Origin of the sequence: Bacteroides sp. 1_1_14 (genome assembly GCF_000162515.1) — a bacterium.
Taxonomy (GTDB): Bacteria; Bacteroidota; Bacteroidia; order Bacteroidales; family Bacteroidaceae; genus Bacteroides; species Bacteroides thetaiotaomicron.
The window spans coordinates 534,932-553,955 of sequence record NZ_GG774703.1 but is presented as its reverse complement, the minus strand read 5'-3'; the positions used below and the strand labels follow the sequence as shown (position 1 = coordinate 553,955).

Sequence of the window (19,024 nt, the reverse complement as noted above, 5' to 3'; positions counted from 1 at the left end):
CTAACTAACCAGAAAAGTAACCCATTTAATTCATGAGAGAACGAACAACAGAGGCAACCAACCCTATTGAACAGGAGTTCTTATCGGTCATCCGCGAATATGAACGGGTGATATACAAGGTATGTTACTTATATACCAATCCTAACGCCCCGCTCAATGACCTCTATCAGGATGTAATACTCAACCTCTGGAAAGCCTATCCCAAGTTCAGAAGAGAATGCAAAATGTCCACATGGATTTACCGCATCGCTCTGAACACGTGTATCAGCTTTTTCCGCAAAGAAAAGAATGTACCGGAAATCGTCACCCTCACCCGCGAAGCGGACTGGATGATAGAGGAACATGACCCGATCCACGAAATGCTGAGGCAACTTTATCAAATGATCAATCAGCTGGGACAACTCGACAAATCAATTATCCTGCTTTATCTTGAAGACAAAAGTTACGAAGATATTGCGGAGATCACCGGACTGACGGTGACCAATGTGGCTACCAAACTGAGCCGTATCAAAGACAAACTAAAAAAAATGAAAAAGGAGTAATCATATATGGAACTGGAAGAACTGAAAAAATCATGGAATGCCCTGGATGAGCACTTAAAAGACAAGGAGCTGATCAAAGAGGAAGAACTTGGCAAACTGATAGGACATGCAGACAAAGGTATCCATGCCATTGCCCGGCTGAATATCAAACTAATCCTGATTTCTTTGCCGGTATTGGTCTTATTCCTGCTGGAAGTCCTGTTGCACGGCAGACTGAATCCGATCTATATCATTATCATTCTATCGTGGATTCCCGCACTCTACTGGGACATCACCACCACCCGTTTTCTACAACAGACGAAAGTGGACGAAATGCCTCTGATAGAGGTGATCAGTCGTGTCAACCGCATCCACCGATGGATGATTCGGGAACGTCTGATTGCTACTGCTTTCCTTCTTATACTGGCAGTACTCTCATTTATTTATTGGCAGATATGGCAATATGGAATAGCCATCATTCTGTTTTTTATCCTGCTTTGGGGAGCTGGGCTGGGGCTGATCTTGTGGATTTATCGCAAGAAATTCCTGAACCGTATTCAGGAAATCAAGAAGAACCTGGACGAACTTAAAATCATAGACAGTTGACCAGAGTCAGATGCTTCGCCTATTTCAACTAAAAATTTAATATCCGTGCTGTTATGTTGCAACGCCTATTTATATTTTTACTTATTTTCCTTATTCTACCGGACATTTATCTGTATCTCAGATTTATCGTTCATCTGACGGCAAAACGCTGGCTGAGAATCCTCTACTGGCTGCCTGCTTTCCTGTTATCCACAGGATTACTTTATCTGGTTTACTTCTCCAATAACGCCTTTGCCGAACGCCATACACAGGCTATTGGATGGTTTTCCATCTTTTTCTTCCTGTTTACGGCTCCTAAACTATTGCTGTCTCTCTGCACGATTATCGGGGTACCTTTCCACAAATGGCTACGGTGGCCCCGAACTCCCTTTATCTGTACCGGGCTGACATTAGCCGTGATTTCTATCGTAATGATCATCTACGGGTCTTTTATCGGACGCACGCAGTTTGACGTCAAAGAGGTAACTTATTCCTCGCCCAAGCTTCCATCGGCTTTCGATGGATACCGTATTGTCCAGTTATCAGATATTCATATCGGAAGTTGGCAGGGAAATACTTCCGCTATTCAGAAGTTAGTAAAACTGGTGAATGAGCAACAGGCCGATCTTATTGTCTTTACCGGAGATCTGGTTAATCATCGTGCAGTCGAACTAAATGATTTTCAAGATATACTGTCCGGACTGAAAGCCAAAGATGGAGTCTACTCCATTTTAGGAAATCATGATTACGGCCCTTATTTCCGCTGGAAAAGCCAGCAAGAGCAAGACGATAATCTGAATGATCTCCTGCAAAGACAAGCCGCTATGGGCTGGAAGTTATTGAATAATTCTCATACGATTCTGATTCAGGGCAGCGACAGTATCGCCCTTATTGGAGTTGAAAACGAAGGAGAACCGCCTTTCTCCCAATATGCTGACCTCCCCGAAGCGATGCGGGGAACCGAAGGAATGTTCCAGATACTTTTAAGCCATAACCCTACCCACTGGAGACGGGAAGTACTCCCACAAACAGACATCGATTTAATGCTGGCAGGGCATACCCACGCTATGCAGTTAAAATTCGGGAATCATTCTCCTTCCTCTTATATCTATCCCGAATGGAGCGGGATGTATCTGGAAGGGACACGTGGTTTGTACGTAAATGAAGGCATCGGCTATGTCGGACTTCCTTTTCGCTTCGGTGCATGGCCGGAAATAACGGTGCTTACCCTACGACGGTAAGCACGCTTTTTCCATTGATCTTCTTATGTACCTGCACCTGAACTGAAATACGTTCACTCATTTCTTGTACATGGGAAATGACTCCGATTTTCCGTCCCTGCATCTGTAGCTGCTCCAAAGCTTCCATGGCTGTTCTCAGGCTGTCAGCATCCAACGAGCCGAATCCTTCGTCGATAAACAAAGATTCTACTTTCAGATTATTGCTCGAAAGCGAAGATAAGCCCAATGCAAGTGCCAGTGAAATCAAGAAAGATTCACCTCCCGAAAGCGAATATACCGTACGTATCTCGTCACACATATCGCAATCAATCACCTGAAGCGCCAGTGTATCGGGAACTTGCTGTAACTTATACCGTTTGGAAAGATAAGCCAGATGTTTGTTGGCATGAAGCAATAACAGATTTAAAGTATAACTTTGGGCTATGACTTTAAATTTAGCACCGTCGGCACTACCAATCAATTTATTCAATTTAGCCCAACGTACGGCAACTGCCTGTTTTTCGGTAAGTTCTTTGGTTATCTGCTCAAAGATTGTTTTATTCTTTGCCTGCTGCAACAGACGTGCCTCCGCAGTCGATAACGCACGTTCCGTATTAAGATTATCTTCCTGCTGTTTCGCTATAGCCTGAGGAAGCTGTTCCGGAAATTCAATACCTTTCTGTTGCTCCCGAAGTTCTTCAATGACAACGGACAGTTGTTTCATTTCTCCTTGCAGGCCGGAAAGACGATTTTGTACTCCTTCCACTTGTTTACGAGCCCTTTCCAACGCCTCATTCAATTCTTTTTCTCTTCGGGCAACAGTAGCCTCAGCTTCGTCCGCACTCTTCCCTTTTAATAACAAAGAACGTTCCTGTCGGAGTGCATCCAACGCTTTAGCAATCACTTCGAATCTTTGTTGCTCATCAACAGCTGCTTTCTGTAAAATAGCCGACTGTTCTTTAGCGGCTGATACCTTTTGCGCAGCCAAACGACACTGTGAGACATTCTCACGCAGAGCATCACAGTGTGTCCGCAATTTCTTTATTTTCTCATCGTTCTGCTGCCATTCCGCATACAGATGCTGATAAGCTGAAATACGTTCCGCCAACTCATTTAACCGATTCTGTATATATTCTTCCTCTCCAGCTGGCAATCCTTCTTGTTGTAAAACGGACAACTGTTCTTTTATCTGTACCTCAGTTGCCCTTTGATGGGTTAAATCTCGTTGCAGGACAATGCTGCGATTATTTATCTGCTGATAAGCAGACACTGCGGTATTATATTCCTGTTCCATATTCCGGTAAAGAGTATCCACTACCTCTTGTTCCCGATGATAAGGATGTGTCGTACTTCCACAAACCGGACAGGCCTCCCCTTCCTGCAACTGCTGACGCAATGCTTTCACATCCTTTCCTACCGCCATACGGGCATTTTCATAAAGCCGCTGCAAAGCTTTAACTACAGCATCCTGCTCTGCCAACTGCTGTGTACAAGCAGTCACTTCCTTTTCCAGTTTCTCTATATCCTGCTTCGACTTCGATTGTTCTTCAGTCAATTTCTTTATATTCTGCAAGCGCGTCAGTTCTTTTTGAATTTTACCCTGCTCATCTACCAAAGAAGGATAACCAAAAGAGTTTAACCGGCCAAGGCGTTCTTCATTCACCTTTGTCCATGTTTCCAATGTATCCTTTTCCTCATTAAGGATGACTTCAATCTGTTCCAGCTGCAGTGACTCCACATCCGTACGATTCAACAGACGACTCAAAGAATGATAGGAAATCCGTAACTGCTCTACCGCAGATGCAGATTTCTTCTCCTGATCCGCCACCTGCTGACGGGCAGCCTGCAAAATTTGTTGCGACTGTATATACCCCGCCTGCTGCGACTGTATTTGTACATCCAGCTGACGTGCCTTTTTCAAATCCGGCTGTATCGCTTCCCACTGTGCTTTAAAATGAACCAGCCCTTCTTCCTGAACAACCAAAGCATCCTGTAGATTCTTTTGTTTATTCAGTTCCTCCTGCTCTTCCTGCTGCTTTTTCATCCAAAGAGCTTCCTGCATTTTCAATGAACGAACCACATTCAATTGCGCATTCAGTTCTGCCAGCAATTTAATCCCTGCCGCACGTTTCTCAACTAACTGTTCTTTCTCATTTTGCAAGGTTAAAAGTTCTTCCTCCGGCAACAACTCAATCACACTCATCTTACTTTGAATCATTGCCACCTCTTCTTGTGCAGCCTTATTCCGGGCAAAAATCTCCTGGGAGATGCGGGAATAAACTCCTGTTCCCGTCAATTTCTCCAGTAGTTCCGCTTTCGCTGCCCCTCTGGATTTCAAAAAAGTTGCAAAGTCGTTTTGTGCCAGCAATACGGTACGGGTAAATTGCTCATACGTCAAACCGACCAACTCTACCAACTGTGCCAGCAATTCTTTCTTCGTTCCCTGAAATTCTTTTTCCGTATCCAAATCTTTCACTTCCAACACTTGAGGCTGTAAAGAACCACTCGCCTTATTCCTTGTCCGTCTGACCGACCACCGGGAACGATATCGATGTCCGTCCACTCCTTGAAAATCGACCTCCGCATATCCGTCACTCGTCCCCCGACGAAGCAGATTTCTCACATCTGACTGATTGATCTGGTTATCTCCCACATCTGCCAGATTGATACTCTCCACCGAAGCCGCAAAACGGGGAGCCTTATCATATAATGCCAGACACAGAGCATCCAACAAAGTCGACTTTCCCGCTCCTGTAGCACCGGAAATTGCAAATATACCAGCCGAAGATAACGGTTCCACCGTAAAATCTATTTCAACACTGCCTTCTATCGAAGTCAGATTCTTCAATCTTATTGCTATAATTTTCATTCTCCTTCCTCCTCTTCTTTACGAGTTGCGGAAATATATGCTTCCTGAAATAAATCAGTCAGGTCGGCAGGCATTTCCGTCTGATAAACCTTTTCGAATGCAGATTGAGCAATCTGCAACGGAGACATTTCCTGCAATCCCTTTTTCCAGCCATCAGCCTCCTTTTCCACTCTTTCTTCCTGACGATAAGCAGAAACGATACGTGCCAGACGATATTTCTTACCAGCCAATGCCTCTTCTATTTCCTGACGAAGCATAGGTTCCGGTTCTTCAAGCAAAACCTTGACTTCCAGATAAGGAGCTTCTCCATCCACCTCCGGTAAGTCTCTTATTATTTCTATTATTTTTTCCGGTGAAGCAGCCTCTCCACCCGGCACACTGATAAGAGGTATGGATTGTGGACACTCTATCCTTCTGATATCAACCGCACAGCCTTCATCTAAAGTCACCATCACCACTCCGTGATGATAATGCTTCTCGGCAAAAGACATAGGAATCGGACTTCCGGCATATCTTACATTCTCCCTGCCGGATACCCGCTGTGCTTTATGGATATGCCCTAAAGCCGTATACGCTATCTTTTCCGAAAAAGTATCGGGTGATACACATTCCAAACCACCAATCACTGTCCGTTCGCTATAATCCTTCTCGGCAATCTCTGATCCGGTAGCCTGTAAATGACCGACAGCAAGAATAGCCTGATTCGTTTCCCGGCGTGCCCACAACCTTTGCAAAAGTCGCGCATAAAGCTCGCGAACTCCTTCCATATATGGATTTCCTTCTGTCTCCACTACCGGATAATCTCCCTGCCGCAGAAAAGGAACAGCCATGCAAAGTACTTCTGCTTCCCCTTCTCTATTCTTCAATTCTATTGTCAAATGATCATAGTCAATCTCTCCGCCCTCCAATTTGCGCACTACCCCTCTGACTTCCGTCCGCATCGCCTGCAACAAAGGCAGAGGAGCTTCCAAACGCGCCGCAGAGTCATGATTACCGGCAACAATCACAATTTGCAGTCTCGGATTCTCCGCAGTCACCCGATAAATAAACTCATAATATATGCGCTGAGACGCAGCAGAAGGATTGGAAACATCAAACACGTCTCCGGCTATAACCAATGCATCAATCTCGTTTTGTCGGATTTCTTCGGCCAGCCAGTCAAGAAAAGCCTTATGTTCTCCCGTGCGGTCGTAACCAAAAAATGTCTGTCCTAAATGCCAATCGGCAGTATGTAGTATACGTATCATATCATTATCTGTCTATAACAGATGACAAAAATAGCATAATCGCAAAGATTATGTTGTATCCTACTGCTTTTTTTACCAATAATCATGTATCTTTGCATATATATAAAAATAAACTCCCCATGAAGATACTATATTATATTTATCAAATTTGTATTGCTTTACCTATCCTATTGGTATTGACTATTCTTACAGCGATTGTCACCATTGTAGGCTCTTTACTAGGAGGAGCTCATTTCTGGGGATACTATCCGGGCAAAATATGGTCACAACTCATCTGTCTTTTTCTGTTGATTCCTGTAAAGATTCACGGTCGTGAAAAATTACACGGGAAGACCTCTTATATCTTTGTGCCGAATCATCAGGGATCCTTCGATATTTTTCTTATTTATGGATTCATCGGAAGAAATTTCAAGTGGATGATGAAAAAAAGCCTGCGTAAGATACCATTTGTAGGAAAAGCATGTGAAAGTGCAGGACACATTTTTGTAGACCGGTCCGGTCCCAAAAAAGTACTGGAGACCATTCGGCAAGCAAAAGATTCGCTGAAAGACGGGGTATCCTTAGTCGTTTTTCCCGAAGGAGCACGTACTTTCACCGGACACATGGGATATTTCAAAAAAGGGGCGTTTCAATTGGCAGATGACTTGCAGCTGGCAGTTGTTCCCGTTACAATCGACGGTTCTTTTGAAATCCTGCCACGTACAGGCAAATGGATACATCGCCATCGCATGATTCTGACCATTCATGACCCTATTCCTCCTAAAGGAAAAGGTATGGAAAACATAAAAGCTACTATGGCAGAGGCTTATGCTGCTGTTGAGAGTGCACTTCCTGAAAAGCATAAAGGAATGATCACAAACGAAGACCAGGATCGGTAAGAAACGAAATGCGGGGATACTCACGCACCCCCGCATACCTAACCAGTCTTTATGCATTAATCTATTAAATCAAAAAGTCTATATATTATGTAGAAATCTTATTGTCTGGTTAGACATCATTTGCAATTCCTGGAATGTCAAAGCAAATCCTCTCCTTATTTCCTCTTCTAATCGTTCTAAAGAGAAGTACTCTGCTTTTATTCCATTGATTTTGCCTCTAAAATAATTATTGTATTGTTCATGCAATGTATCTGGAGTAACTAAACCTCCAAAACCATATTCCCCCACTACAATAACCGGTTTTCGTTGTAATACCCCTTCATAGGCTATACCCCTTGCGCCAATGATAAGCCCAGCCTCATTTACAGCTTCACTTATCTCCTCGTCAGAAAAGATATATCTCACCTGATACTCTTGTATTGTATCTAATAGAATACTTACTCTCAATTTTGCACGGGGACAATCAATCCCGACTGCAATAGAAGAATTATATTCAATAGATTGCTGTTTGTCACCTTCCCAAGTGCAAATAGCAACTGTATGATGACCATTCATTATATGAAAGTTAAGGTTTAGTCCCTTATTTACTCTATTACTAGTTCTCCGTATACGTATCCGCCTCCGGCTATTTTAAATTCTAGTTTATAAACGCCCGGAGCCCATCCTTCTATAGAGAAAGAAGTTGTTTGTCCAGGAGCCGTTACCTGACAGACTTCCTGTACTTGTCCATCTACTAGTATTTTCACTTCGCCCAAAGGAGCTGTGAAAATGATTTCTACAATATTATCATCTGTAGAAATAGACGCATTAATAGGTATTACAGGAATAGAACGATGAGTAGTGGTAGGAACCTCTCCCTTTAACACAACAGGCAATTTCCTCTCTACCCGATCTGTACTCTCAATAGCGATCATATTCCCTGCAATAAATAATGCAGTTAGAAAAGATAAAATAAAACGTACTTTCATAACTATATTGCTTTTTTGTTTCGCCAAAAGTACGGTATGTATTCGAAAAAACAAAAAAATCAACCCGGACAAATTACAAGAGAAAAATAAGCAATAACAATCTATAAATCAACATATTAACAATTACAGACTTAACATTTACCCGGACAATCCATTTTTTATTTCTCAAAATTCCTTCAAAAAAAAGGTCCAAATCATCTTGCGGAGGAATGCCTAATCGGCCTTTAAGCCTGCCTTTTGCCCTCGTTACAGAATCTGAAGTAGTATGAAAGATGCGACTTAGCTCTTCGTGACTCAAACCAAATTTAAGAAAACAGCAAATCTCAAGATCATGTTTAGTAAGAGTTGGAGCTCTTTCTAACAAACGACTAACATAATTCCAATAAATCAAATCAAATAGACTGAATAGCTTCTGACGCTCTTCATTAGAAAGCTTACCTCTTAATGTCCCCTCTTTTATTGCCAATAGAAGTCGAAATGCATGTATAAATGAGCCTGAAGATATGCCAACATTTAATTCACCCCCCAATTCTTTCAGATGTTCCGACAAAGTTTTATTCTGCATTGTTAAAAGAACAATCTTTCCATTGAGTTCTCCTACTTTAGTACGATTTTCTTCTAGCATCAGATTTTCCTTTAACACCTGATCTTTTGATATTTGAATACCCTCTATTTCTTGTTGATATCGCTCTATTTCTTCTTCGTTCTCTCGAATCTGCAATTCAATCTCAGCTATTTTCTTTTTATTATTCCGATTTTTATAATAATAATAGCACATACAAGCGACAACAAACAAGAAGGCAATCGTACCCCATAACATAAAATTCGTATATCGTACCTTCATATGCAAATTGTCATTCTGAAGTTTTTCATTTTCATATTTCTTCTGTAGGCTTGCTATTAATTCACGAGAGTTAATTTCTTCCATAGCATTAGTTATAGAATCTGCTAACTCATGATATACTATTGCCTCCTCAAAATTATCTATATCCTTTTCCAAAAAGTATAAACAATCAAACGCACTAATTTGCGTATATGCCTTAGAAGATTTAGCACTCATCTTTAAATACTTTCTTGCATTTTCTATCTGCCCCATTTGCATATATAAATATCCCAAAGACAAGCATTCCATATATTTTTTTTCTTCATCAGTCTCTTTTTCATAAGCAGCTAAAAAATAACGTTCTGCTTCTGGTAATTCTTGCATAGAACGATATAAAATACCTAGTTCATGTAAAATTGAGATTTCAGACAGGTTCTTCCGTACTGCTATTTCTAAAGCATTATTATAATAAAAAGAACAGCTATCCCATTGGGATTTAAACAAATAAACTCTAGCAATATTCTGACTAACACTGATAATTCCAAGAGAATCCTTCAATTGTTTATGTATATCTAATGCTTCTCTAAAATTCGATAAAGCATCACCATACAATTCCTGCCTTCGGTTAATCATACCAATTTCTTCAATAATCAGAGCTAACATTTTATAATCCTTAGTTCTCTCATAAATATCTTTTGCTGCAAGAAATGATTTCAAGGCTTCTTCCTCTTTATCCAACTCCAGCATTACCCTTCCATGATAAAACAGAGTCTTTGCATACATTACTGGAGGAGTCTGAATTATTGTATAGTAATTCAAAGCTAATGCAATCAACGAATCCGAACTAAACTTCATATAATTCTTATCCATTGCCTGTGTCATCAGAAGAGCATAAGTAGCCTGCGACTTACCGCGCAATTTTTCAGAATCAGGAATACCTTTTAATAGGTTTAGAGCACTATCCGGACAGAGGTTCATGCACTTTTCCACTTTTGAAAAAGTCATGTTGAGAGCATCCGAATCTCTATGACAGGAAACTGCCAAAAAAGAAAGAATAAAGAAAAAAGCAATACGAATAGAAAGGGACGTTTTCATCTTATCTTGAGTTTTATGCAAAAATACGCAAAAAACTCAAGATTTATTTCTTCGGACCTACATTTTGTTGCATCCGTTGATGTTCCTCTATCAACTGCATATTCTCTTTGGCCTTCGTCAAGAACTCTCTCACCATCTTATTACTCTTAAAAGAATAGGGAGCGTCCTTTATTATATCATCTATTTGTGGAGTCATAATAGGATATGGCAAAGAACTGCAAAGCATTATAAATACATTAGGTCCTAATACATTTTCATAATTGTCCGAGATGAAAGTCTTGACATATTGATTCATAGCTTTCATCAGTGAATCTCCTTCTGCAAGTAACTGTTCATGAACTTCTTCCAGATCAGCACCATCCATCACCATACGGGTTTCTTTTCTTTCCAGATCACCGATGCTTTCTTCCATTGCATTCTTCTTTGCAATAAAGTCATACAATGCAGTATTCAAAGGAGTTCCGATCGCTTTGAGATCGGTATTGCTAATGGTAATAACGATCTTGCCACTTTCCAACACAACCGGCATGACACTTTCGTCATCCATATAAAGTGTTGTCATTTGCACAGAGTCGATTTTCCCTTTCATTGAAAATGATCCATGTACTACTTCAGCCGAGTCCAGTTTTGCCCATTCTCCATCCCTCAAAGTCTTCAGATATAACATTTTTCCATCCAGACCATTTACTGAAGATGTTCCTTCTATCTTATACTTATGAGTACACGAAGCTAGAAAGGGAAGCAAAAGCACAAAAGGCAAAATCTTATTCACGTTCATTGTTTCATTAAATTCTGGGTACAAAGGTACAACTGATTCGGACTTAAAAGAAACATTTTATCAATATTTAAAACTTGTAAGACTCTTTTCTTTAATAATCCTTATAAACAGAGGTAGGAGATCATTTTTTTCATTTAGTTTATCTAAATTTGCAGTCATGAAAGCAACAACTTATGCACCTTTTGCCAAACCGCTTTATGTCATGGTAAAGCCCGTGGGAGCCGTATGTAACCTCGCATGCGAATACTGCTATTATTTGGAAAAGGCGAACCTATACAAAGAAAACCCGAAACATATAATGAGCGATGAGCTACTTGAAAAGTTTATCGACGAGTATATCAACTCTCAAACCATGCCTCAAGTGCTTTTTACCTGGCACGGAGGAGAAACGCTGATGCGTCCTCTTTCCTTTTATAAAAAGGCGATGGAGCTACAAAAGAAATATGCCCGCGGACGTACGATTGATAATTGTATCCAGACGAATGGGACCTTACTCACAGACGAATGGTGCGAGTTCTTCCGTGAAAACAACTGGCTGGTAGGGGTTTCCATTGATGGACCGCAAGAGTTTCATGACGAATATCGCAAAAATAAGATGGGCAAACCTTCTTTCGTCAAAGTGATGCAAGGGATTAATCTCCTGAAAAAACACGGAGTAGAATGGAATGCTATGGCTGTTGTGAACGATTTCAATGCCGAATATCCATTAGACTTTTATAATTTCTTCAAAGAAATAGATTGCCATTATATTCAGTTCGCTCCGATTGTTGAACGCATTGTTTCACATCAGGACGGTCGTCATCTCGCTTCTCTGGCAGAAAATAAAGAAGGAGCATTAGCTGATTTTTCCGTAAGTCCAGAACAATGGGGTAATTTTCTCTGTACAATTTTTGATGAATGGGTAAAAGAAGATGTAGGCAAATTCTTCATACAGATATTCGATTCTACATTGGCTAACTGGATGGGCGAGCAACCGGGCGTATGTACAATGGCGAAGCATTGCGGACATGCCGGCGTTATGGAGTTCAACGGAGACGTATACTCTTGTGACCATTTCGTATTCCCGGAATATAAATTGGGAAATATCTATAGCCAGACTTTGGTGGAAATGATGCATAGTGAACGACAGCATAATTTCGGGACAATGAAATACCAATCACTCCCAACTCAATGCAAGGAGTGCGACTTTCTATTTGCCTGCAACGGAGAATGTCCAAAGAACCGCTTCAGTCGGACAGCGGACGGCGAACCCGGTCTGAACTATCTGTGCAAAGGATATTACCAATACTTTCAGCATGTAGCTCCCTATATGGATTTCATGAAAAATGAATTAATGAATCAACGGGCTCCCGCCAATATCATGAAAGCACTGAAAGACGGAAGTTTAAAAATAGAATATTAACATCATAATTTATAATTGTTATCATAAAGTAATGAACAGACTAAGACTTTATTTATTAGCGCTGACAGCGCTGCTTGTATGTACCGTAAAAGCGGACGAAGGTATGTGGTTATTGCAACTAATGCAACAGCAACATTCCATAGATATGATGAAGAAGCAAGGATTAAAACTAGAAGCTCAGGATTTATATAATCCCAACGGTGTCTCTTTGAAAGATGCAGTCGGTATATTCGGAGGAGGATGTACGGGAGAAATCATTTCACCGGAAGGCTTGATCCTGACTAACCATCACTGCGGTTATTCTTCTATCCAGCAACACAGTAGTGTAGAACACGATTATCTGACAGATGGTTTTTGGGCTACATCCAGAGATCAGGAGCTTCCTACTCCGGGATTAAAGTTCACTTTCATCGAACGTATCGAAGATATAACAGATATTGTGAATGCCAAAATCGCAGCCAAAGAAATTACGGTATCTCAGTCATTCACTGGTGCTTTCCTTGAAGGACTGGCTAAAGAACTCTATGAAAAAAGTGACCTGAAAGATAAGAAAGGAATTGTACCGCAAGCCCTTCCTTTCTACGCAGGAAACAAATTCTACCTGTTCTACAAGAAAATATATCCGGATGTACGTATGGTTGCCGCTCCTCCTTCTTCAGTAGGTAAATTCGGTGGCGAAACAGACAACTGGATGTGGCCCCGTCATACCGGTGACTTCTCCATGTTCCGTATCTATGCAGATGCCAACGGAGAGCCGGCTGAATACAGCGCAAGCAATACTCCGCTGAAAACGAAGAAACATCTGTCAATCTCCATCAAAGGTTTAAAAGAAGGAGACTATGCAATGATCATGGGATTCCCCGGAAGAACCAGCCGTTATCTGACTGTGTCAGAAGTAAAAGAACGCATGGAATCAACCAATGAACCGCGTATCCGCATTCGTGGTGCACGCCTGGCTGTTTTGAAAGAAGTGATGAACGCCAGCGATAAAATCCGTATTCAGTATGCAAACAAATATGCAGGCTCCAGTAACTACTGGAAAAACTCTATCGGAATGAACAAAGCGATCATTGACAATGACGTATTGGGCACTAAAGCAGAACAGGAAGCTAAATTTGCTGAATTTGCAAAGGCACAAAACAATACCGAATATGCCAATGTTGTGAAAAAGATCGATGATCTGGTAGCACAAACAGCCCCTCTCAATTATCAACTGACTTGCCTGACTGAAGTTTTCTTCGGAGCTATCGAATTTGGTAACTCAATGTTAACTAAAACACGGGAAGCTTTGGTTGATAAAAACGATTCTCTGATCAAAGTTCGTCTGGAAGGTCTGAAAGAAAACTTCAAAAGCATCCATAACAAAGACTATGATCATGAAGTAGACCGCAAAGTAGCTAAAGTACTGCTTCCTCTCTATGCAGAAATGATTCCGGCAAACCAACGCCCTGCTATCTATAAAGTGATTGAACAGAAATATAAAGGAGACTACAATAAGTTCGTAGACGACATGTACGACAAGTCTATTTTTGCTAATCAGGCTAACTTTGATAAATTCCTCAAAAAGCCGACAGTAAAAGCTATTGATGAGGATCTGGCTTTGCAATATGCCCAATCCAAATACGATCAATACGGTAATCTCCTTGATCAGCTAAAAGAGCTGGACAAAGAACTTGCTCTGCTCCACAAAACTTACATCCGCGGTTTAGGTGAAATGAAATTGCCTGTTCCTTCATATCCGGACGCAAACTTCACCATTCGCCTGACCTATGGTAACGTAAAACCATATGATCCGAAAGATGGTGTACACTATAACTATTACACAACAACAAAAGGTATTCTTGAAAAAGAAAATCCGGAAGACCGCGAATTTGTGGTACCGGCCAAGTTGAAAGAACTTATAGAAAAGAAAGACTACGGTCGTTATGCATTACCTAACGGTGATATGCCTGTCTGCTTCCTGTCAACCAATGACATTACCGGTGGTAACTCCGGTAGTCCGGTATTGAACGAAAACGGAGAATTGATCGGCTGTGCATTCGATGGTAACTGGGAATCTCTGAGTGGTGATATTAACTTTGATAACAACCTGCAACGCTGTATCAATCTTGATATCCGCTACGTCCTGTTTATCCTTGAGAAATTAGGAAACTGCGGCCATCTGATTAATGAAATGACTATCGTAGAATAAATGAGAAAACAAATTATATTTGCTATTTTTTCACTGGCAACTCTTAGCATCCACGCCGATGAAGGTATGTGGATGCTAACTGACCTGAAAGCACAAAATGCAGTTGCCATGCGGGAACTCGGTCTGGAGATTCCTGTTGAAGAGGTATACAATGCCAATGGCCTCTCTCTGAAAGATGCTGTTGTACACTTCGGTGGCGGATGTACCGGAGAAGTCATTTCTTCTGAAGGACTGGTACTCACCAATCATCATTGTGGTTACGGAGCTATCCAACAACATAGTAACGTAGAGCATGATTACCTGACAGAAGGATTCTGGGCCATGAATCGTGATGCAGAACTTCCCACACCGGGATTGACCGTCACTTTTATTGACCGTATCCTTGATGTAACCAGTTACGTAACCGATCAGTTGAAGAAAGATGAAGATCCGAACGGTACTAATTATCTGTCGCCAAGCTACCTGAGCAAAGTAGCAGAACGCTTCGCCAAAGATGAAAATATAGAAGTCACTCCTGCAACCAAACTTGAACTTAAAGCTTTTTACGGAGGAAATAAATATTATATGTTTGTAAAGACCGTATACAGCGATATCCGCATGGTAGGTGCTCCTCCCTCTTCTATCGGTAAATTCGGAGCCGACACAGACAACTGGATGTGGCCCCGCCATACCGGAGATTTTTCCCTCTTCCGTATCTATGCTGATAAAAACGGGAAACCTGCCGCATATTCTAAAGACAATGTTCCTTTGCAGGTAAAAAACATTTGAAAATCAGCATTGCCGGAGTACAGGAAGGTGACTTCACCTTTGTTATGGGATTCCCGGGACGCAACTGGCGATATATGATTTCTGACGAAGTGGAAGAGCGTATGCAGACTACCAACTTTATGCGTCAACATGTACGTGGGGCCCGTCAGAAAGTTCTGATGGAGCAGATGCTGAAAGATCCTGCCGTACGAATCCATTATGCAAGTAAGTATGCATCTTCAGCCAATTACTGGAAAAATGCAATTGGTATGAACGAAGGATTAGTACGTCTCAAAGTACTGGATACCAAGCGTAAGCAACAAGAAGAACTCTTGGCCCGTGGCCGCGAAAAAGGTGATGATTCTTATCAGAAGGCATTTGATGAAATACGTTCTATCGTTGCTCATCGACGGGATGCACTCTATCACCAGCAAGCCCTTAACGAAGCACTTGTCACAGCACTTGACTTTATGCGCCTCCCTTCTACAACAGAAATGGTCACTGCCCTTAAGTCAAAAAACAAAGAACAAATAAAAACAGCTACCGAAAATCTGAAACAAGCCGGTGAAAAATACTTTGCCTCCATTCCCTTCCCGGAAGTAGAGCGAATGGTTGCCAAAACCATGCTGCAAACTTATGCCAATTACATTCCGGAGGAACAACGAATCAATATTTTCGAGATCATAAACTCACGTTTCAAAGGAAATATAGATTCATTTGTAGATGCTTGTTTTGAATATTCGATTTTTGGTAATCCCAAAAACTTTGAAAAGTTTATTAAAAAGCCAAGCTTATATAAGATAGGTCATGACTGGATGGTACTTTTCAAATACTCCATCACAGATGGAATATTGAAAACTGCCATTGCCATGAAAGAGGCCAATCAGAACTACGACGCTGCTCATAAGGTATGGGTAAAAGGAATGATGGACATGAGACAGGAAAAAGGAATGCCTATCTATCCGGACGCCAACTCAACCTTACGACTGACTTACGGACAGGTACTTCCTTATGAACCTGCCGACGGAGTAGTTTATGATGCTCATACTACACTCAAAGGAGTTATGGAGAAAGAAGATCCAGGAAACTGGGAATTTGTAGTTCCGCAGAAGTTGAAGGAACTATATAAAGCCAGAGACTATGGACGCTATGGTAAAGACGGTGAAATGCCTGTCTGCTTTATTGTTAATACTGATAATACAGGAGGAAACTCCGGCAGTCCGGTATTCAATAGCAAAGGACAACTAGTGGGCACAGCTTTCGACCGCAACTATGAAGGTCTGACCGGAGACATCGCTTTCCGCCCCTCCTCACAACGTGCCGCCTGTGTAGATATCCGCTATACCTTATTTATTATCGATAAATATGCAGGAGCCTCCCACATTATTGATGAACTGAGTATTGAATAAATGGATAATGAAAAATGGATAATGGAAAGTCCCTATGTAGGGTGACATTTCCATTATCCATTTTCCATTAAATAAACTCTTCTACCATATACATCTCATCTATCATTTCATTCATTGTTTCCTGCAAATTCAACACAGCTTCTTCAGGAGACTCTCCGTAAGCATTACATTGCATATTCACAGTCAACCAGGCATAATATCCGCCATCTGACGCCCGCTCAAGTACATAATCTGTTTTATTCAGTTTCATATCGGTAAATAATTAGTAAATGTTGGTATTGAAGTAATTGCTGATTGTGGAGCAGCCAGTTTTTCCAGTTCCAGAATAATACGTCGTTCACCACTACGTACCCAACGAACGAATGTACGATTAGGAGAATACGTTCCGGCAAAACGGAGTAAAGGCTTCAAATCAAAAGAATCACTGATAATCCCTGCTCCTGCCCTCATTGCATCATGGGCATTACAATCCTGCTCAATATGTGCCGGAACCATCAATACAGGTTTTCCCAGATACATTGCTTCACAGATAGATTCGAACCCGGCAGTGGTAGCATAAGCACGACAACCGGCCATCCCATTAAGAAACTTCACATCATCTATCTGATAGAAACTTAGTGTTTCGTCAATCCTGGTCACCTCATCTGCATCTGCTTTGTCCCAGAAAAACCTCAAAGGAACTTCCGGATATATCGTATGAAACTCCTCCACACTATCTGCAAAACCGGAATTTACCATATATCCATGAATATAATTTCCTTCTTCCGGTTGAATAGCAGTTACTTCCTGCCGAATTAAAGGAGGAACTACCACCACTTGTTCTACCCTGTCCGGTTCCATATCATTGAAAGATAAAGCAAGTTTCTTCGAAGATCTTACAGCTGTCATCTTGGTGAAGAAACGCAGCATCCGTAATTGAAAAGAGTTTTTATCCGGAAATTCAAAATTCTGATGTAAAAACAAGTATTGGTGTCCGACGCAGACATATGGAACGGAGGGACGAAAGAGTGTGTAGGTAAGTCCTGTCAAAAGCTCGTAGAAGTTGATCACTACTTCCGCCCCTGTATCCTTAATCCGCTGGTTAATATAGCACATACTGCGAAAATATTCCGGAATACGCAGTAAATTATAAATAAAACTTTTCTTTAGATTCACTCGTTTATTATCTGCCGCAGGCAAGAAATTAGGACTGATAAAACGTTTGACCGGTGCCTGTATATTCCGGTTAAAAAAATCCGGGCAAGATACGTGATGAACTCTCACCGACTAATACTTCCACTACTTCATGTCCATTACGCAACAACATTTCTTCAAGGGTAATAGCTTGTGTCAAGTGTCCCCTACCCTCGCCTTGTACAATAAATAAAAATTTCATGAGGCTATCATTATTAGTTTATTTCTTATTTATTTGTTTTTCGTTATGCAAAGTTCCCTTTTCCAGATTACAATAAGATGACTCTACAATTACTATTTTATGAACAAAAACAGCTTTTTCCCGTTATATTAATAAAATAGAAATTATATTTGCAGTCTTCAAAGACTGATATTTAAATTTAAGAAAGGAAAGATTATGGAAAAGTTTGAAGATTTAATACAGTCACCGATACCCGTTTTAGTTGATTTCTTTGCAGAATGGTGTGGACCCTGCAAAGCAATGAAACCCGTTTTAGAAGAATTGAAAACAATGGTAGGAGATAAAGCCCGTATTGTGAAGATAGATGTTGACCAACATGAAGATTTGGCTACTAAATATCGCATACAGGCAGTGCCGACTTTTATTTTATTCAAAAATGGAGAAGCCGTATGGAGACATTCCGGAGTTATCCACAGTAGTGAATTAAAAGGAATCATCGAACAAAATTACATATAAAAGGAAAATAGCGAATGAAGAAAGTATTAGCAATGGTAGCTTTTGTCATGCTGAGCGTTATCGTATACGCCTTCAATGACAAACCGGATGCCAATCAAGGTAAAAAAGAGGTAACAGGTAACGGTGAAGTCGTCGTAATGGACAAAGAAATGTTTCTGAAAGACGTCTTCGATTATGAAAAATCAAAAGAGTGGAAATACAAAGGTGACAAACCTGCCATCATCGACTTATATGCAGACTGGTGTGGTCCTTGTCGCCAGACAGCCCCAATCATGAAAGAATTGGCAAAGGAATATGCAGGGAAAATAACAATCTACAAAGTCAATGTAGACAAACAGAAAGAACTTGCTGCCTTGTTCAACGCAACAAGCATTCCATTGTTTGTATTCATTCCTATGAAAGGAGATCCGCAGCTTTTCCG

Annotated in this window: 15 protein-coding genes and 2 pseudogenes; 9 read left to right on the top strand and 8 right to left on the bottom strand. The window is 41.0% G+C overall.

Annotated elements, in window-relative coordinates:
* Positions 1-32: 32 nt before the first annotated feature.
* From HMPREF9007_RS18775 to HMPREF9007_RS18785, 3 genes are read left to right on the top strand one after another with little or no spacing between them, the layout of a single operon-like run.
* Positions 33-542 carry a sigma-70 family RNA polymerase sigma factor gene (locus HMPREF9007_RS18775; protein ID WP_008760547.1) on the top strand — a complete coding sequence of 170 codons (510 nt, stop codon included), beginning with the start codon at positions 33-35 and terminating at the stop codon, positions 540-542.
* 6 nt (positions 543-548) lie between these two features.
* Positions 549-1,127: a membrane protein gene (locus HMPREF9007_RS18780; RefSeq protein ID WP_008760546.1), complete on the top strand. Its 579-nt coding sequence runs from the start codon at positions 549-551 to the stop codon at positions 1,125-1,127.
* A 53-nt stretch (positions 1,128-1,180) separates the two neighbouring features.
* Entirely contained in the window at positions 1,181-2,347 is a 1,167-nt protein-coding gene (locus HMPREF9007_RS18785) for a metallophosphoesterase (protein ID WP_008760545.1), read from the top strand.
* On the opposite strand, the gene HMPREF9007_RS18790 is transcribed toward HMPREF9007_RS18785, so the two are convergent.
* Entirely contained in the window at positions 2,331-5,195 is a 2,865-nt protein-coding gene (locus HMPREF9007_RS18790; RefSeq protein ID WP_008760544.1) for an AAA family ATPase, read from the bottom strand. The genes HMPREF9007_RS18785 and HMPREF9007_RS18790 overlap by 17 nt on opposite strands.
* Positions 5,192-6,442 (bottom strand): exonuclease SbcCD subunit D C-terminal domain-containing protein, encoded by a 1,251-nt coding sequence (locus HMPREF9007_RS18795; RefSeq protein WP_008760543.1) that lies wholly within the window; start codon positions 6,440-6,442, stop codon positions 5,192-5,194. Before HMPREF9007_RS18795 ends, HMPREF9007_RS18790 begins: the two co-directional genes overlap by 4 nt.
* Before the next feature lie 119 nt (positions 6,443-6,561).
* Here HMPREF9007_RS18795 and HMPREF9007_RS18800 point away from each other — a divergent pair, with 119 nt between their 5' ends.
* On the top strand, positions 6,562-7,320 hold the full coding sequence (locus HMPREF9007_RS18800) for a lysophospholipid acyltransferase family protein (RefSeq protein WP_008760542.1): 759 nt from the start codon (positions 6,562-6,564) through the stop codon (positions 7,318-7,320).
* A 78-nt stretch (positions 7,321-7,398) separates the two neighbouring features.
* On the opposite strand, the gene HMPREF9007_RS18805 is transcribed toward HMPREF9007_RS18800, so the two are convergent.
* The 4 genes from HMPREF9007_RS18805 to HMPREF9007_RS18820 all read right to left on the bottom strand — a co-directional run bounded on the left by HMPREF9007_RS18805 (position 7,399) and on the right by HMPREF9007_RS18820 (position 10,984).
* Positions 7,399-7,875 carry a hypothetical protein gene (locus HMPREF9007_RS18805; protein ID WP_008760541.1) on the bottom strand — a complete coding sequence of 159 codons (477 nt, stop codon included), beginning with the start codon at positions 7,873-7,875 and terminating at the stop codon, positions 7,399-7,401.
* A 29-nt stretch (positions 7,876-7,904) separates the two neighbouring features.
* A complete protein-coding gene (locus HMPREF9007_RS18810) occupies positions 7,905-8,288 on the bottom strand; it encodes a DUF3244 domain-containing protein (RefSeq protein ID WP_008760540.1) in 384 nt (127 codons plus the stop codon).
* Between the two features lie 73 nt (positions 8,289-8,361).
* Complete coding sequence (locus tag HMPREF9007_RS18815; protein ID WP_277754629.1) at positions 8,362-10,206, bottom strand: tetratricopeptide repeat protein; 1,845 nt, start codon at positions 10,204-10,206, stop codon at positions 8,362-8,364.
* A gap of 43 nt (positions 10,207-10,249) precedes the next feature.
* Positions 10,250-10,984 (bottom strand): DUF4369 domain-containing protein, encoded by a 735-nt coding sequence (locus tag HMPREF9007_RS18820; protein WP_008760538.1) that lies wholly within the window; start codon positions 10,982-10,984, stop codon positions 10,250-10,252.
* Between the two features lie 157 nt (positions 10,985-11,141).
* On the opposite strand from HMPREF9007_RS18820, the gene HMPREF9007_RS18825 reads away from it, so the two are divergent.
* From HMPREF9007_RS18825 to HMPREF9007_RS18835, 3 genes and pseudogenes are all read left to right on the top strand, one after another.
* Positions 11,142-12,386: an anaerobic sulfatase-maturation protein gene (locus HMPREF9007_RS18825; protein ID WP_008760537.1), complete on the top strand. Its 1,245-nt coding sequence runs from the start codon at positions 11,142-11,144 to the stop codon at positions 12,384-12,386.
* A 31-nt stretch (positions 12,387-12,417) separates the two neighbouring features.
* Positions 12,418-14,577, top strand: a complete 2,160-nt coding sequence (locus tag HMPREF9007_RS18830; protein ID WP_008760536.1) for a S46 family peptidase — start codon at positions 12,418-12,420, stop codon at positions 14,575-14,577.
* Positions 14,578-16,733 (top strand): annotated as a pseudogene (locus HMPREF9007_RS18835) (S46 family peptidase).
* 67 nt (positions 16,734-16,800) lie between these two features.
* On the opposite strand, the gene HMPREF9007_RS18840 reads toward HMPREF9007_RS18835, so the two are convergent.
* Both HMPREF9007_RS18840 and HMPREF9007_RS18845 read right to left on the bottom strand, forming a co-directional pair.
* Positions 16,801-16,983, bottom strand: a complete 183-nt coding sequence (locus HMPREF9007_RS18840) for a hypothetical protein (RefSeq protein WP_008760535.1) — start codon at positions 16,981-16,983, stop codon at positions 16,801-16,803.
* Positions 16,980-18,108 (bottom strand): annotated as a pseudogene (locus tag HMPREF9007_RS18845) (glycosyltransferase family protein). The gene HMPREF9007_RS18840 and the pseudogene HMPREF9007_RS18845 overlap by 4 nt, the downstream one beginning before the upstream one ends.
* Positions 18,109-18,303: 195 nt before the next feature.
* Between HMPREF9007_RS18845 and trxA the strand changes: the two are divergent.
* Together trxA and HMPREF9007_RS18855 are read left to right on the top strand one after the other, a co-directional pair.
* Positions 18,304-18,603: a thioredoxin gene (gene trxA, locus HMPREF9007_RS18850; protein WP_008760534.1), complete on the top strand. Its 300-nt coding sequence runs from the start codon at positions 18,304-18,306 to the stop codon at positions 18,601-18,603.
* A gap of 14 nt (positions 18,604-18,617) precedes the next feature.
* A partial coding sequence (locus HMPREF9007_RS18855) for a thioredoxin domain-containing protein (protein WP_008760533.1) occupies positions 18,618-19,024 on the top strand: 407 nt, incomplete at its 3' end.